Annotated in this window: 14 protein-coding genes; 10 read left to right on the forward strand and 4 right to left on the reverse strand. The window is 47.5% G+C overall.

Annotation, left to right across the window (positions count from 1 at the left end; all coding sequences use genetic code 11):
• Positions 1 to 70: 70 nt before the first annotated feature.
• Positions 71 to 1,084, reverse strand: coding sequence for a sodium:calcium antiporter (locus AOA56_RS07005; RefSeq protein WP_053769244.1), 1,014 nt, complete (start codon positions 1,082 to 1,084; stop codon positions 71 to 73).
• A gap of 164 nt (positions 1,085 to 1,248) precedes the next feature.
• Between AOA56_RS07005 and AOA56_RS07010 the strand changes: the two genes are divergently transcribed.
• Entirely contained in the window at positions 1,249 to 1,872 is a 624-nt protein-coding gene (locus tag AOA56_RS07010) for a manganese efflux pump (RefSeq protein WP_024731885.1), read from the forward strand.
• A 142-nt stretch (positions 1,873 to 2,014) separates the two neighbouring features.
• On the opposite strand, the gene AOA56_RS07015 is transcribed toward AOA56_RS07010, so the two are convergent.
• Positions 2,015 to 3,265 carry a cell wall hydrolase gene (locus AOA56_RS07015; protein ID WP_053769245.1) on the reverse strand — a complete coding sequence of 417 codons (1,251 nt, stop codon included), beginning with the start codon at positions 3,263 to 3,265 and terminating at the stop codon, positions 2,015 to 2,017.
• Positions 3,266 to 3,448: 183 nt separating this feature from the next.
• Between AOA56_RS07015 and AOA56_RS07020 the strand changes: the two genes are divergently transcribed.
• The 9 genes from AOA56_RS07020 to AOA56_RS07060 all read left to right on the forward strand — a co-directional run bounded on the left by AOA56_RS07020 (position 3,449) and on the right by AOA56_RS07060 (position 13,321).
• The gene (locus AOA56_RS07020; RefSeq protein ID WP_053769246.1) at positions 3,449 to 4,030 is read left to right on the forward strand and encodes a DUF1444 domain-containing protein; all 582 of its coding nucleotides are present in this window, start codon (positions 3,449 to 3,451) and stop codon (positions 4,028 to 4,030) included.
• Positions 4,017 to 4,847, forward strand: coding sequence for a Cof-type HAD-IIB family hydrolase (locus AOA56_RS07025; RefSeq protein ID WP_053769247.1), 831 nt, complete (start codon positions 4,017 to 4,019; stop codon positions 4,845 to 4,847). Before AOA56_RS07020 ends, AOA56_RS07025 begins: the two co-directional genes overlap by 14 nt.
• Positions 4,848 to 4,860: 13 nt before the next feature.
• The gene (locus AOA56_RS07030) at positions 4,861 to 5,673 is read left to right on the forward strand and encodes an undecaprenyl-diphosphate phosphatase (protein WP_024731889.1); all 813 of its coding nucleotides are present in this window, start codon (positions 4,861 to 4,863) and stop codon (positions 5,671 to 5,673) included.
• A gap of 83 nt (positions 5,674 to 5,756) precedes the next feature.
• A complete protein-coding gene (locus AOA56_RS07035) occupies positions 5,757 to 6,590 on the forward strand; it encodes an AraC family transcriptional regulator (protein ID WP_048620775.1) in 834 nt (277 codons plus the stop codon).
• Between the two features lie 125 nt (positions 6,591 to 6,715).
• Complete coding sequence (locus AOA56_RS07040) at positions 6,716 to 8,209, forward strand: L-fucose/L-arabinose isomerase family protein (RefSeq protein ID WP_053769248.1); 1,494 nt, start codon at positions 6,716 to 6,718, stop codon at positions 8,207 to 8,209.
• A gap of 22 nt (positions 8,210 to 8,231) precedes the next feature.
• Positions 8,232 to 9,704 (forward strand): xylulokinase, encoded by a 1,473-nt coding sequence (xylB, locus tag AOA56_RS07045; RefSeq protein ID WP_053769249.1) that lies wholly within the window; start codon positions 8,232 to 8,234, stop codon positions 9,702 to 9,704.
• Between the two features lie 137 nt (positions 9,705 to 9,841).
• Positions 9,842 to 10,264 (forward strand): DUF3783 domain-containing protein, encoded by a 423-nt coding sequence (locus AOA56_RS07050; RefSeq protein WP_069956144.1) that lies wholly within the window; start codon positions 9,842 to 9,844, stop codon positions 10,262 to 10,264.
• Entirely contained in the window at positions 10,261 to 12,066 is a 1,806-nt protein-coding gene (gene mutY, locus AOA56_RS07055) for an A/G-specific adenine glycosylase (RefSeq protein WP_053769250.1), read from the forward strand. The genes AOA56_RS07050 and mutY overlap by 4 nt, the downstream gene beginning before the upstream one ends.
• 103 nt (positions 12,067 to 12,169) lie before the next feature.
• The gene (locus AOA56_RS07060) at positions 12,170 to 13,321 is read left to right on the forward strand and encodes a double-cubane-cluster-containing anaerobic reductase (protein ID WP_048620779.1); all 1,152 of its coding nucleotides are present in this window, start codon (positions 12,170 to 12,172) and stop codon (positions 13,319 to 13,321) included.
• Between the two features lie 62 nt (positions 13,322 to 13,383).
• On the opposite strand, the gene AOA56_RS07065 is transcribed toward AOA56_RS07060, so the two are convergent.
• Both AOA56_RS07065 and AOA56_RS07070 read right to left on the reverse strand, forming a co-directional pair.
• A complete protein-coding gene (locus tag AOA56_RS07065; RefSeq protein ID WP_024731896.1) occupies positions 13,384 to 14,082 on the reverse strand; it encodes a phosphatase PAP2 family protein in 699 nt (232 codons plus the stop codon).
• Between the two features lie 41 nt (positions 14,083 to 14,123).
• Positions 14,124 to 15,290 carry a DUF5067 domain-containing protein gene (locus tag AOA56_RS07070; protein WP_053769251.1) on the reverse strand — a complete coding sequence of 389 codons (1,167 nt, stop codon included), beginning with the start codon at positions 15,288 to 15,290 and terminating at the stop codon, positions 14,124 to 14,126.
• Positions 15,291 to 15,379: the final 89 nt, after the last annotated feature.

Genomic DNA, 15,379 nt, shown 5'->3' on the forward strand with positions numbered 1-15,379 from the left:
AGAAGTAAGCGAGCTGTTTGAAAGCAAATTTCGAAATTTGCGGTAAATAGGCTGAGGAGGCAGAGATGATCTACCAAATCACAGACAGATATAATATATAACTTCCGAGGAGCAGGGCGCCCTGAATACGCCCTGCTTTCTTTTTTATGATGGATGGGACGCACATCAGAAATAGTACAAGGAATATGAATGGCAGCTCCAGCTTCATTACACTGTCTGTGTATGTGATGGGGCATATCACTGCCGAGAGACCACCCACCAGCACGAAATTCAATATGTCTGCTCCGATGATGTTTCCAAGAGAAAGAGACGAGTGCTTTTTCTTCAGGGCAGTCAATGAGGTTGCAAGTTCGGGAAGAGAGGTTCCCAGCGCTATGAAGGTAAGAGATATGATGGATTCGGGCACGCTAAAGACCCGGGCCAGTTTCGGTCCGTACTCCACGAGGAAACCTGCACCTATGTAAATAACGCCCGCTTCGAGAATGAGACGAATGACGTCGCTGATACCGAACTCCTGCTTTTCTGTCAGGGGTTCCAAAGTGTATGCTGCGCCTTGTGCAGATACAACGGAACCGGCACGTTCCCTTCGACCGACGTTCCGGTGTGTGTGATGTCCATACCCCATCGCCCGTCTTATGGAATTCAGGAAAAACGCTATACAAAGACACAGTAGAGTGATTCCTGCTGTCCGGGGCAGGCCGCCGGTGAGATATCCGCAGGACGCATACAAGCCGAGAGCTGTTCCAAGAAAGCAAAGTCCCGTCCGCACGTCCTTCACCTCCCGAGACTTAAGAAGGACCGGCCGCAGGAATATCAGCGTTCCGGCAATAAAGCCTGTATTGCACAGAATGGAACCAAGAGCATTTCCAAGAGCCATGTCAGGCAACCCTTTTACTGACGCCATTGTCGAGAACAGCGTTTCGGGCAGGGTCGTGCCCAGGCTTACAATCGTTGCGCCAATAAGCACTTCTGGCAGTCTGAACCGGTTCGCAAGTGACACAGCACTGTCAACGAAGAGCCCGCTCCCCCACACGAGAAGTACAAGTCCCAGTGAAAACATCAATATATAATAACCGACTGTCAATTTTTCTGACCGCCTTTCATAGGTCGTCTCCCCAAAGTATATGCATCCGTGAGAGGAAATATTTCACTGAATGTTTCCAAAATCCAGAGTATGAATATACTGTTAGAAAAAGAGATGCCGAAGAGAGATCCATGAGGCATCCGCTGTAAACAGAAGGTATCACTATGTTTATCCATGTACTGCTACTGGTCTGCGCTCTGTGCGTAGACACCTTTACCGCAGGCATCGCTTACGGGGCTGACCGTGTGAAATTGACTTTGCCGCAAATCGGTGCGGTCAGTGGGATATGCAGCCTGTGCCTGGGCATTTCCCTCATCTTTGGAAACATCATTGACAGCTTCATCCCCGAGACATTTACCAGGGTTGTCTGCTGCTCAAGTCTATTCTTCCTGGGGGCTCTTAAACTTATCGATTCTGCAATACGCCATTATCTGAAATATCATGAATCTGTCCGCAGAGATATCTGTTTTTCGATTTCTAGCCTCAGCTTCATCATCAGTATCTACACAGATCCATTAGAAGCCGATGAGGACAGGAATAAAATTTTGTCGTGGAGAGAAACCTTTTTCTTCTCCATTGCCATGTCCATAGACAGTCTCATCTCCGGCACGATGGCGGCATTTCTTAAAATACCGGTCCTTTTGACCGTACTGGCCTCTTTCCTCGTCGGGGTAGTATTTATCTGCTCAGGACTTTTTGTCGGTGCAAGGATACAGCAGCGCCTTCCTTTCGATCTGTCATGGATGAGCGGAATACTGTTCATTGTACTTGCCGTGATCAGATATTAACATGCAAAAATCCAGGCTGAATCTACAAATACAAAGATTTAGCCTGGATTTTTCATATCATAGGGGAAGCGTCTAATCATCTAAGCTGATGATTTCGCCATACCCTAGGGTACTTTTTATAGTTCCTGTTTGTCACTTATCGTTAGAAAAAGACGTTTCCACCTACAACAGTTCCAATGTGTCCAGTGTATGCGGCACGGAACTGATAGCATCCGCTGACGGATGACAGACGTTTGCCGTTCAGGGCGTCTCTTGCCACCTGATAACAAAGAGAACTCGGTCCGCGCTCTAAAACACGGTTGAGACTTCCATTCCAGGTCGGTGAGAACTGTCCACTTTGATAAATAACACCTTTTAATGTGTTAGGATATCTCGGGCTTTCTACACGGTTCATAATGACGGTGGCAACAGCAAGCAGCCCATCATAGCCGCTAGAACCTGCCTCACATTCCAGAATAGCCGCAAACAGGACAAGGTCTGTCGTCTCGGCAGGAGCAGCAGGCTTCTGTGTTGTCGATCCGCCTGTGCCCGGTTTCTGTGTCCCGGAATTGCCCGTGTTGTTATTGTTGCTGTTGTTTGTACTTCCAGAAGAGCCGCCTCCGGATGGTTTTTTATGATCTTCCGGTTTCTGAGAGGATGATTCCTGTTTTTGATCTGAGGAAGATTGATTCTTTCCTGAATTCTTGTCAGATGAATGATTGGATGCCAGTTCCTCTGTGCCGGCTGCATGGTAGGAGTCCGTTGTCGTCTCCAATGCCTTCTTTGCCGCTTCTTCGGCTGCCTTTGCCTTGGCTAGCGCCTGGGAAGAAGCAGAAAGCTGCCCGCTAGTTGATGAAATGCGGGAATTCAGTTCTGACTGCTTGGACGTCATCTCCTGTTTCATGGCGTCCAATTCCTCTTTTTGTTTTTTTAGATTTTTCTCTTTTTGGTCGATATCCTGACGCAGATCCTGAAGCTCTTTGAGCATCTTGCGGTCATAGTCTGTAACCCGCTCCACAAAGTCTACACGGTTCAGAAATTCTCCCATACTGTCGGAAGTAAACAGAATCTCCAGAAAAGAGACGTTTCCGTTTTCGTATATGTACTGGATACGCTTTTTCATGGACTGATACTGCAAATCCTCATTCACCTGTGCCGCGGCCAGATCAAGCTCCGCCTGCTCCGCTTCCTTATTCGTGCTTTCGATCTTCGATGCAAGAGAGGTGATCTCCCCGCTGATAGAAGAAAGCTGCTCATTCAAATCCTGTAATTCGGACTGAAGATTCTGTGTCTCCTGCTCCAGATCGGATACGGAATCTCCCGCAGATACAAGAACGGGGGACGCCATGAGAACGGTGGCACAGGTAAAAGCAGTACATGCACGCAGTAAAGGTTTAAGTTTTGCTTTCATCATACCGAATCCTTTCGTAAAAATAAATACAGATAGAGTATACTATAAATTGCGGAATTAATCAAATTTTGATAGAATATAAATAATTATGTAGGACAAAGTCTGTAACAGTTCAGGTATGACAGCCCGGATTTGCGGCCTTGTGGATGAACTGTTATAGAAATTTATGCAGAAAGGAAAGCAAAAATGGGAGGTAAATCAAAAGAAGCAGAGTTTGAGACATACCGTTTAAGAATTTACCCGTGGGTGCGTGAGATTCCTGAGGATGAGGAAGGATGGAGGCGAGAGGGGTACTCCCCGGAGGATACGCCGCTTTTGTCTTTTGTGGACGGACTGATGACGGTATTTGTAGTACATCAGGGAGAAGATTCCTATGAAATTCTAAAGGATAGTATGGTGCCAGACGGGGTAAGTACGGAAATGCTTTATCAGACAGCCTGTGAAAATCTGGCGCGGGATGTGGAGTTCGTCTTTTCTAATACCCTTTTTGGTGGATTTGGAGTGATTGCGGACGGGATACACGAGGCGAGTGCTCTGTGCCTTCGTCATATCTGGGAGACCTGCACCCAAAAGCTTGAAGATGACGTGCTGATTTTGGTTCCCGCCAGAGATATGCTTTTATTTGCTCCACAGTCCGATGAAAGGGCTGTTCGCTCTATGATTCAGTTTGCGGAGCAAGGATGGATGCAGAGCCGGTACCGAGTGACGAAAAAGCAATATCGGTATTCGAGGGAGAGAAAGGAACTTACGATCTATGAGAACAATTAAGATGATTGGACTGGATCTGGACGGGACGCTTCTGAACCGGGAGAAGAAGCTTACCACTTATTCGAAGGAGATACTAAAGGAAGCCATCTGCCAGGGGATGATTGTTCTGGTGGCGACCGGGAGACCACTTTTGGGAGTACCGGATTTTATGCGGGAGTTTCCGGGGATGCGCTATATTCTTACGGCCAATGGAGCGAGGATTTACGACCGGGAAGATGGTAATCGGCTGTTATATGAGAATCTTCTTTCCAGGGAAGATGCGTGCGCCGTATTGGACGTATTTGAGGAGTATGATACGTTGAAGGACGTCTACTATGACGGCGTCGGTTATGCGAACCGCTTGGAGGTGGAACATCTGGAACGGTATTATGAAGATCCGGCCATGCGGGAGTATATCTGGAGGACAAGGAAACGGGTGGAGAATGTCCGGGACAAAATGAAAGAATATTCTTTCGGATTGGATAAGATACAGGCGGTCTTCGCAAAGAGGAGCGAACGGGAGGAAGCGATGAGGCGTCTGAAGGAGAAGACAGATCTTGCCGTTACCGGCGCACTTGCAAATAATATTGAAGTCAACGCCAGGGGAGTCAATAAAGGAAACGGCCTGCTTATGCTTGGAAAGATTCTTGGCATTGAGAAGGAAGAGATCATGGCATGCGGGGATGGACTGAATGATCTGGCCATGCTTCGGGCGGTGGGCTTTGGAGTCGCTATGGCGAATGGAAATGAGGAAGTCAAAAAGTATGCCGACTATGTCACAGGAAGTAATGACGAGGATGGTGTGGCAAAAGCGATTGAGAAATTTGTATTGAGATAAGGGAGGTAGGAACGTGGATATTATTATTTCTATTATACTTGGCATTGTACAGGGCATTACAGAGTGGCTGCCGATCAGCAGCACCGGACATCTGCTTTTGGTTGATGAGTTTCTGCACATGAATGTCAGTGCCGACTTTATGAATATGTTTAAGGTTGTGATTCAGCTTGCATCGGTAATTGCCGTGATTGTGCTCTATTTCCACAAGTTGAATCCATTTTCGCCAAAGAAATCGGCGAAGCAGCGCTGGAATACGATCGAGCTTTGGATGAAAGTGGTGGTAGCTTGTATTCCATCTGCGGTGGGACTGTTTATCGATGATATTGTGGATGAGAAGCTCTCTAACTATGTTGTCATTTCTCTGATGCTGATCATTTATGGCATCTTGTTTATCGTGATCGAGAAGTGGAATAAGCAACGCAGTCCAAGGGTGACAAAGTTAAAAGAGCTGACTTACTGGACCGCTCTTGGGATAGGGTGCTTTCAGGTACTTGCAATGGTGCCGGGGACTTCCAGGTCCGGAGCGACGATTGTAGGAGCTTTGCTCATTGGCGTGGCAAGACCGGTGGCGGCTGAGTTCACCTTTTTCCTCGCAATTCCTACCATGGTAGCGGCCAGCGGATTGAAACTGCTCAAGTTCGGTTTTCATTACACGGGCCAGGAGATCATCATCCTGCTGGTAGGATGCGTGGTATCTTTCCTTGTATCTGTTTTTGCGATCAAGTTCCTTATGGGATACATTAAGAAGCACGATTTTACCGTATTCGGATATTACCGTATTATTCTGGGAGTTGTCGTTCTGGCATATTTCCTGATTTTTGTGTAACTTGATCAGGATACAAAAAGAGCGGATTTGATGCGTCGGCATGGGATCCGCTTTCGCTTTGTAAAAAGGAGAAGGAGCGCTATATGGGCTTTGAACACGAACTGATTATTCCAAACGAAGGATTTCCATTCAAGCTGTTTCAGTTTGAGGGGAAAGACGGACACTATGTGAGGGAGAAGCATTGGCACCGTTCGATTGAGATCTTTGCGGTCTTTGAGGGAACACTAGCCTTTTTTATAAATGAGGAGGAGTATCCACTTGGCTCGGGAGAATTTATACTTCTGAATTCCAATGAGATTCATTCGATCTCTTCACCTGAAGCAAACCGGACGATTGTCCTTCAGATTCCGATGAATGTTTTGCGGAATGTGGAGACAGGCGAGGGACTGATTTTGTTTACCCACAGTCCGAAACGGCAGGATTCAAAAATCATGGAATTGATCGGGAGTATGTACCAGGAACTCCAAGAGAGAGGGAGTGAATATGAATGGAAGGTGCAGAGCGATTTTTTCATGCTGGTTTATCTGCTGCTTACGAAATACCGAAAGCGGGAGATTTTGCCGGAGGAAATCCGTCATTACCGAAAATTAAACCGACTTTCCACGATCACAGATTATATCCGGGAGAATTATACGAAGGAGCTGTCTCTGGAGATGGTGGCAGACAGATTTGGCTACTCTCCGTCATATCTCTCGCGGATGTTCCGGAAATACGCACAGACCAATTATAAGACCTATCTCCAGAATGTACGGATCGAGTATGGGTTTCAGGAACTTGCCAATACTGATCATACGATTGGTGAGATTGCTTTGAACAATGGATTTCCCAATCAGAAAGCATTTACAAGGGAATTTAAAAAGAAATACGGAATTCTGCCAAGTGAATATCGAAGAGGACAAAAAAATGCCAAAGATTAGCTAAAATATGGGTGGAAAAAGACAAAAAAGAACTGATATAATCATTGAAAAAGAGCAATGAACATGGAACGGACTTTTAAGGTGCCGTATAAAAGATCACACTCTAAATAATCAGGAGGAAAAAGATGAGTCTGGAAATGAATATGCCAAAAGTAAAATTAGGAATTGTAGCGGTGAGCAGAGACTGTTTTCCGGAGAGCCTTTCCGTAACGAGAAGAGGAAATCTGGTGAAAGCCTACAAGGAGAAATATCCGGCAGAAGACATCTATGAATGTCCGATCTGCATCGTAGAGAGTGAAATCCACATGGTGCAGGCGCTGGAAGATATCAAGAAGGCAGGATGCAACGCACTTTGCGTATACCTTGGAAACTTCGGACCGGAGATTTCAGAGACACTGCTTGCAAAGCATTTTGACGGACCGAAGATGTTCGTAGCGGCAGCGGAGGAGACCGGGGATCATCTCTGCCAGGGAAGAGGGGATGCTTATTGTGGAATGTTAAATGCAAGCTACAATCTCTCGCTCCGCAATATCAAAGCGTATATACCGGAATATCCGGTAGGAGACGCTGCCGACTGTGCGGACATGATCCATGAGTTTGTTCCTATCGCAAGGGCTGTGATTGCGCTGCAGGATCTTAAGATTATCAGCTTTGGGCCACGTCCGTTTAATTTCCTGGCGTGTAACGCGCCGATCAAGCAGCTTTACAATCTTGGAGTGGAGATCGAGGAGAATTCTGAACTGGATCTTTTTGAATCATTCAACAAACATGAAGGAGACGAGCGGATTTGGGAAATCGTAAAAGAGATGGAAGAGGAACTGGGAGCAGGCAATAAAAAACCGGAGATTCTGCCCAAACTGGCGCAGTATGAGCTGACGCTCAAAGACTGGATCCGTGATCATAAGGGATACAGAAAATACGTGGCGATTGCCGGGAAATGCTGGCCTGCCTTCCAGACACAGTTTGGTTTTGTACCGTGTTATGTGAACAGTCGTCTGACCGCGCAGGGGATTCCGGTATCCTGCGAGGTGGATATCTACGGTGCAGTCAGCGAGTACATCGGAACAGTCGTAAGCCAGGACGCTGTCACCCTGCTTGATATTAATAATACCGTTCCAAATGATATGTATGAGACAGAAATCAAGGGCAAATATGATTACACGCTCAAAGATACCTTTATGGGATTCCACTGCGGAAACACTGCTTCCGGGAAACTCTCTTCCTGTGAGATGAAATATCAGATGATTATGGCGCGTACCCTTCCGGAAGAGGTGACACAGGGCACTCTGGAAGGAGATATCCTACCGGGGAACATCACTTTTTATCGTCTCCAAAGTACGGCTGATAATAAACTGCGGGCTTACATTGCACAGGGTGAAGTACTTCCGGTAGCAACCAGATCATTCGGCTCTATCGGGATTTTCGCTATCCCTGAGATGGGAAGATTTTATCGCCATGTCCTCATTGAAGGCAATTACCCGCATCACGGGGCAGTTGCGTTTGGACACTACGGTAAGACGCTGTACGAAGTATTCCGCTACATCGGTGTGGACATGGATGAGATCGGCTACAACCAGCCTAGAGGAGTACGTTACAAAACAGAAAATCCATTTGCGTAAGCGACAGAAGGAGGAATTGCGGATGTTCTATATTGGTGTGGATCTTGGCACCTCGGCGGTGAAGCTGCTTTTGATGGACTCGGAAGGGAAAATCCGGAAGATTGTTTCAAAGCAATACCCGATTTCATTCCCACATCCGGGCTGGTCGGAACAGAATCCGGTGGACTGGTATGAGAAGAGTATCGAGGGGATCCGGGAGTTGACAGAGGATATTAACCGTCAGGAAGTGGCAGGTATCAGTTTTGGTGGTCAGATGCACGGCCTTGTGACACTGGACGGGCAGGATGAGGTGATCCGTCCGGCGATCCTCTGGAACGACGGGCGTTCAACAAAGGAGACGGATTATCTCAATGAGGTGATCGGAAAAGAGCGGTTGTCCGAATATATAGCTAATATTGCGTTTACAGGATTCACGGCTCCGAAGATTTTATGGATGAAGGAGAACGAGCCGGATCAGTTCGCAAGAATCCGAAAAATTATGCTGCCAAAAGATTATTTGGCTTACCGCCTGTCTGGGGTGTTTTGCAGCGACTATTCAGATGCATCCGGAATGTTGCTTCTTGATGTGAAACACCGCTGCTGGTCGGAAGAGATGATGGAGCTCTGTGGCGTCAGAAGAGATCAGCTCCCTGATCTCTATGAGAGTTACGACGTGGTAGGCACGCTGAAGCCGGAGGTGGCCAGTGAACTCGGATTTCCCGAGCAGGTGAAGATCATCGCGGGAGCGGGTGACAATGCGGCAGCGGCCGTGGGCACCGGAACTGTGGGTGAGGGGATGTGCAATATCTCCCTTGGGACAAGTGGAACCATCTTTATCTCCAGTGAACATTTCCGGGTGGATCAAAACAATGCGCTTCATTCTTTTGCCCATGCGGACGGGCAGTACCATCTGATGGGATGTATGCTGAGTGCGGCTTCCTGCAATAAATGGTGGATGGAAGAAATCTTGAAGACGTCTGATTTCGCAAAAGAGCAGGAAGGGATCCTTAGACTCGGGGAAAACCAGGTGTTCTATCTTCCATACCTGATGGGGGAGCGTTCGCCACACAATGACCCGAAAGCACGGGCTGTCTTTGTGGGAATGACGATGGATACGACCAGGGAGGAAATGACCCAGGCGGTGCTGGAAGGCGTAGTATTTGGACTTAGGGATTCCCTGGAGATTGCGAGAAGCCTTGGAATTTCCATTACACGCACGAGGATATGCGGAGGCGGGGCAAAGAGCCCGCTTTGGAAAAAGATGGTGGCGAACATCATGAATCTCAAGGTGGACGTGATCAAAAGCGAAGAAGGACCGGCTCTTGGCGGTGCGATCCTGGCGGCGGTCGGATGCGGTGAGTATGAAAGTGTGGAAGAAGCCGCAGGGAGGCTTATACGGGTCGTGGAGACGGTAGAACCGGATCCGGAACTGACTGGGAAATACGAGAACTGTTACCGGAAATTCCAGAAACTTTACCCGGCTTTAAAACCATTATTCCAGGAGATTATCTCCTAAACAAAAGTATCAAAAAAAGAAGCGGCTGTTTTCTCTACATTCCTGGAAGCGAACCTCGGAATGGAAACGGCTGCTTCTTGTTTCTTTTGGCGTTTCGTGTTACTGTAAAGGGGACAGAAAAAGAGAAGGAGAACAATATGAGAGAATCTGTATTATTGATGAATTTTAAAGATAAAAAGCAGCTCAAAGGTATTCAGATGATCGCCTTTTTGCTGAAAGTAAAAATCCGTATGGTGGGTGAGAGAGATTTTTTACAGCCGATCGGTTACCTGGCCGGAGTGGAGGGCATTGCGCCGTCAGAAGAGACGTTTACAGGTGAAGCTCCGGAACATGAGATTATGGTATTTGCCGGGGTGTCTGACGCAAAACTTCAGCGGATGCTTACCGAGATACGGAGGAATGGTATCAGAAAGGTGGAGCACAAAGCGATCCTTACGCCGACTAATGTGCACTGGAACACCATCGAGCTCTACGAGGAGCTGGAACAGGAGCGGCAGGCGATGGAAGCGGCTGCCAGAGAGCGGGAACATGTGGACGTAAAGGAGAGGTCAGACCTATGAAATACGAGAGGATAGAAAAGGCTGTCTTTCTGGAAAGACCAAATCGGTTTATCGCCTATGTGAATAGGATTGGCGGCAGGGAAGAAAAGGAGGTTGTGCATGTTAAAAATACCGGGAGATGTCGGGAGCTTCTTTTGCCCGGGGCAGGAGTGTACATTCAGCGCAGCGACAATCCGGACCGCAAGACGCAGTGGGATCTGATCGCAGTGGAAAAGGACGGGCAGATCATCAACATGGACTCCCAGGTGCCAAACAAGGCAGTGGAAGAATGGATCCGGGAGGGGAATCTGTTTCTGGATGTGACACGGATCAAGCCGGAGTACAAGTATGGGAATTCCAGAATTGATTTCCTGGTGGAGACAGAAGAGAAGAAGGTGCTTATAGAGGTCAAAGGCGTGACCTTAAAGGAGGGAGAAACAGCCCGTTTCCCGGACGCGCCAAGCGACAGAGCAGTCAAGCATCTGGAAGAGCTGATCCGTGCGGTGGAAGAAGGCTGGGAGGCCTATGTGTTTTTCGTTATTCAGATGAAAGGCGTGAAAAAGATTCTGCCAAATGTGGATACTCACCCGGAATTTGCCAAAGCACTGTGGAAAGCAAAAGAAAAAGGTGTCCGTCTGATTGCAAGGGACTGCATTGTGACGGAAGACGAAATTCGGATTGACCGGGAGATCCCGGTCTGCTTCCCGTCAGAGATGGAAGAGGGAATGGCACCCGAAGAACGGGTAAAATGCCTGCCGAAGCCGCTCATTTCCTGGTACAGGAAAGAAAAGCGGAACCTTCCGTGGCGCAAGGAGGCGACGGCGTATCATGTATGGGTATCGGAGATCATGCTGCAACAGACAAGGGTCGAGGCGGTAAAGCCGTTTTACGCCCGGTTTCTGGCGGCATTTCCTGAGATTGAAGATCTGGCCCGGGCACCGGAAGAGAAGCTATTAAAGCTGTGGGAAGGACTTGGCTACTACAACCGGGTACGAAACATGCAGAAGGCGGCGCGTCAGATCGTGGAGCTTTATGGAGGCGAGATGCCTGCGGATTACGACAAGATTCTTTCCCTGACCGGGATTGGAAGCTACACGGCGGGAGCCATCAGTTCGATCGCCTTTGGCATCCCCAAGCCTGCGGTGGACGGAAATGTCCTCAGAGTACTGACAAGGATTCTGGCGGATGGAGAGGACATTTTAAAAGCATCCGTCAAAAAGCGGATGGAGGAGCTTTTGGAGACTGTCATTCCGGTGGATGCGGCCAGTGATTTTAACCAGGGACTGATTGAGCTTGGCGCTATCGTCTGCGTACCAAACGGCGAACCAAAATGTAACAAGTGTCCGGCAAGGGATTTTTGCCTTGCGCACCAGCAGGGGACGGAGACGGCGTTCCCAGTGAAGAAAAAGGCAAAAGCAAGACGGATCGAGGAAAAAACCGTTTTCCTTTTGAAGGATGGAGAGAAGATTGCCATCCACAAGCGTCCCGCTTCCGGGCTTCTGGCAGGACTTTACGAGTTTCCGAATACAAAAGGGAAACTCACCCAGGAGGAGGCACTTCGCTTTGTGGAGGGGCTTTCCCTGTCTCCGGTTCGGATTCAGCCAATCGGTGAAGCAAAACATATTTTCAGCCATGTGGAATGGCATATGACCGGATATGCTGTGCGGGTAGACGAGCTGGAACACACTCACGCAAAAGGCATGACCTTTGTGCATCCGGAGGAGATTCAGAAGGAATATGCGATTCCTGCCGCTTTCGAGGCGTTCACGGATCAGATCGGTATTCTGATCGGCCAGGAAAAATATGAGAGAAAACTGTTATAGAAAACGCTGATAAAACGATAGAATCATACAAATTATCAATTAGCATCCTGTCTGCAAAAAGTGTTACGATAGTAAGAGATGTGCAAAAGACAGGAGGAAGAAAATGGAACTGATTAAAGAATTGCCAGATGTGTTTGAAGAGTTTGCCGAGCAGAGACAGAAATCATTTCTTGCCATCAAAGAATTAAAAGACAGGGGAGTGCCGGTTGTCGGTACTTTCTGTACGTATTTCCCGGTGGAGATCGCCATGGCTATGGGAGCGGCTACAGTAAGCCTTTGCTCTACATCCGATGAGACGATCCCGGCGGCAGAGAAAGATCTGCCGAAGAACCTTTGTCCGCTGATCAAATCCAGCTATGGATTTGCGGCTACGAAGAAGTGCCCGTTTTTCTACTTCTCCGATCTAGTCGTAGGGGAGACGACCTGCGACGGAAAGAAGAAGATGTATGAGTATCTGGGACAGTTCAAGGATGTGTTTACGATGGAACTGCCGAACCGTCAGACAAAGGACGGCCTGACACTCTGGAAGAATGAGATCATCCGCTTCAAAGAATATCTGGAGCAGAAATTTCATGTGGCAATCACAGAGGAGCAGATCAGAAATGCTGTCAAAATTCAAAATGAGGGAAGAGTGGCACTGAAGCGTCTTTATGAGCTGATGAGGCTGGATCCGGCTCCGATGACTGGACAGGAGCTGTTCAGTGTCTTGTACGGAAGTACGTTCAAGCCGGATCGGTCAAAAATCCCAGGAGAGGTGAATGCAATCGCCGACAGGGTAGAGAAGGAATACGCAGAGGGTAAGATGCTTGAGAAGAAGCCTCGTATTCTTGTGACAGGATGTCCGATCGGTGGTGCTACTGAGAAGGTCATCAAGGCGATTGAAGATAATGGCGGTGTTGTCGTTACCTTTGAAAACTGTGGCGGCGCGAAATCAGTAGACAGACTGGTAGAAGAGGATGCGGAGGATATCTACGAGGCAATCGCCAAGAGATATTTGAGTATCGGGTGCTCTGTTATGACTCCGAATCCGAATCGTATTGAGCTTCTTGGAAGACTCATTGACGAGTACCAGGTAGACGGAGTCGTTGAAATGATTCTTCAGGCATGTCATACATACAATGTAGAGAGCCTTGGAATCAGAAGATTTGTAAATGATGAAAAACACAAACCATATATCAGTGTAGAAACAGACTATTCTCAGGCAGATATCGGACAGCTCAACACAAGAATCGCCGCTTTTATCGAAATGCTGTAAGAGTATAAAAAGAAAACCGGCCGGACTATGTAATCATACATGGTCCGGCCGATGTTTGTAAATTAATCTCCGACAGCTTTCTTTATAGATTGTCTGGGTTCCTTTGCGTGAAAGGATTTCCTCGATTCTCTGGCATATACGACCGGATAGAGCAGTGTCGCAAGACATCCGGCCAGTGTCACATCAATGACAGAATGCTGTTTTAAGAACATGGTCGCAAGGATGATGGAGATACCAAGTACAAGCGAACCGTAGTGAATCACCTTCCGTCTGGAAAGAACCCGGTTATGGGAGATGGCGATACAGACTCCGATGGAGTTAAATACATGAATACTTGGAAGCACGTTTGTCGGCGTGTCCGCCTTATACAGCATCTTTACCATATCTACAAAAATATTGTCCCGTTCAAACTGAACCGGCCTGAGATCCAGACCGTTTGGATAGAGGGTCGAGATAATCAGGAATATGGTCATTCCGGTAAAGAGAAAGGCAGCCATCTTATAAAACCCGGATACATCATTGAAAAAGAACCACAGAAAGGTGACTACAATAAACGCAAACCACAAAAGGTAAGGGATGATAAAATATTCGATAAACGGAATATAGTCATCCAATGCCGCATGGATCACATGGAAGTCAGAATTCGCTGTTATGTGCCGCTCAAGATAGTAAAACCAGGGCATATAAATCAGAACATATAAAAATACCCAGGCATGTTTATACTGTTGAATCAAAGCTTTGCACTTACTTCTTGAAAACATTCGGATTTCTCCTTTAAAACTAGTGATAATAGTAAGCCGGATTATTCCAGACTCAAAGTTGTCTCGGCGGTCTTGCTGCCCGCACCGAAGGTTTCATAAAGCTGAAGCGTCACATCAGACTGGTCGAGCAGGATGAAGGACGTGCAGACACGTACACTATCCCCTTTACCGACCTCTGCGCTCTCATTTTCAGAGAGCGGTTCGTCTGATACAATGGTAGGATCCAGCGTTGTGTCATCCTGCATTGCTTTAAAGGTGACAGCGACAGAAGGAACCAGAGCCTCTGAGCTTTTATTTGTGATTGTGTAGTAAACCATCAGGGCGTCCTCGCCCTCATAATCGGTTCCAGTCTCGATCTTTTCAAAAGAAACTGTGAAATCATCAGTCGTCAGGCGAAGTGATTTACCGGAAACTATGGAACTCTCCGGTACAAGATAGTGGGACGCATAGTATACGCCGGCTGTCAGCGCCACAATGATGATGAAAATCAGGATCCTCAGAGCTGGGTGAACCTCCTTTGCACAGCAAAGAGCAAAGAGTAAAATCGCGCCGATCAGAGCGGATACAAAAAGCAGAATCTGTACTGTAAACACAGAACCCGGCACGAAAAATCCTCCGAACGCTCCGCCAAGATAAAAGATACAAGGTATCAAGAAGGCAGGAACGCTGTTTTTACGGTGTGTACATAAGACAATCACACCGCCAATCAAAAAGCAGACCGCAAGGATCATACCGGCGATTCCTGTCAGACCAGGCGTATGTATGAACGTCGTGAAGATCCCGGAGTCATAGGCCTGATAAGCAAGAAAAGCGGCGCACAGGATGGAAACGATTCCGATCAGAATACGAAGCCCGCCAAGAGCCGGTTCACCCGGCTCTTCAGGAAGCGGTTCATCAGACTCTTTTTCATCGGAGGATTTCTCATCCTTTATATTCAGCATGGCCTCATAGTTGGCCTTCATTTCTTTTTCACGTTCATTTCTGACCTCTTCCGGTGGAATATTGGAGTAGGTCTGCTCCAGAGCGGCCGGCTTCGGATCTTTTTCTACCGGAGTTGACGGAGCTGTCTCTTTCTTTCTGACCGGTTTTTTATTCTGAAACCGGTTCAGAGTTTCCTGGCTGAATTTCTTTTTGCAGGAATCACATAAAAAATAGCCAGGAGATTTTTTGCTTTCCCGCAGCTCATTGCCACATTTCGGACATTTCATTGTATTTCTCCCCTTTTCATTTGTATGTCCAGTTTCTGGCTGTATCATTATATTTATACCACCAGTAAATCTTAGTATACCACAGATTT

It is taken from the genome of Sellimonas intestinalis (assembly GCF_001280875.1).
GTDB lineage: Bacteria > Bacillota > Clostridia > Lachnospirales > Lachnospiraceae > Sellimonas > Sellimonas intestinalis.

What these genes read in the sequence shown, in the direction of transcription:
- AOA56_RS07010 (WP_024731885.1), top strand. Translation starts at nt 1,249, where the DNA reads ATGTTTATCCATGTACTGCTACTGGTCTGCGCTCTGTGCGTAGACACC.
- AOA56_RS07015 (WP_053769245.1), bottom strand. Translation starts at nt 3,265, where the DNA reads ATGATGAAAGCAAAACTTAAACCTTTACTGCGTGCATGTACTGCTTTT.
- AOA56_RS07020 (WP_053769246.1), top strand. Translation starts at nt 3,449, where the DNA reads ATGGGAGGTAAATCAAAAGAAGCAGAGTTTGAGACATACCGTTTAAGA.
- AOA56_RS07025 (WP_053769247.1), top strand. Translation starts at nt 4,017, where the DNA reads ATGAGAACAATTAAGATGATTGGACTGGATCTGGACGGGACGCTTCTG.
- AOA56_RS07035 (WP_048620775.1), top strand. Translation starts at nt 5,757, where the DNA reads ATGGGCTTTGAACACGAACTGATTATTCCAAACGAAGGATTTCCATTC.
- AOA56_RS07040 (WP_053769248.1), top strand. Translation starts at nt 6,716, where the DNA reads ATGAGTCTGGAAATGAATATGCCAAAAGTAAAATTAGGAATTGTAGCG.
- xylB (WP_053769249.1), top strand. Translation starts at nt 8,232, where the DNA reads ATGTTCTATATTGGTGTGGATCTTGGCACCTCGGCGGTGAAGCTGCTT.
- AOA56_RS07050 (WP_069956144.1), top strand. Translation starts at nt 9,842, where the DNA reads ATGAGAGAATCTGTATTATTGATGAATTTTAAAGATAAAAAGCAGCTC.
- mutY (WP_053769250.1), top strand. Translation starts at nt 10,261, where the DNA reads ATGAAATACGAGAGGATAGAAAAGGCTGTCTTTCTGGAAAGACCAAAT.
- AOA56_RS07060 (WP_048620779.1), top strand. Translation starts at nt 12,170, where the DNA reads ATGGAACTGATTAAAGAATTGCCAGATGTGTTTGAAGAGTTTGCCGAG.
- AOA56_RS07065 (WP_024731896.1), bottom strand. Translation starts at nt 14,082, where the DNA reads ATGTTTTCAAGAAGTAAGTGCAAAGCTTTGATTCAACAGTATAAACAT.
- AOA56_RS07070 (WP_053769251.1), bottom strand. Translation starts at nt 15,290, where the DNA reads ATGAAATGTCCGAAATGTGGCAATGAGCTGCGGGAAAGCAAAAAATCT.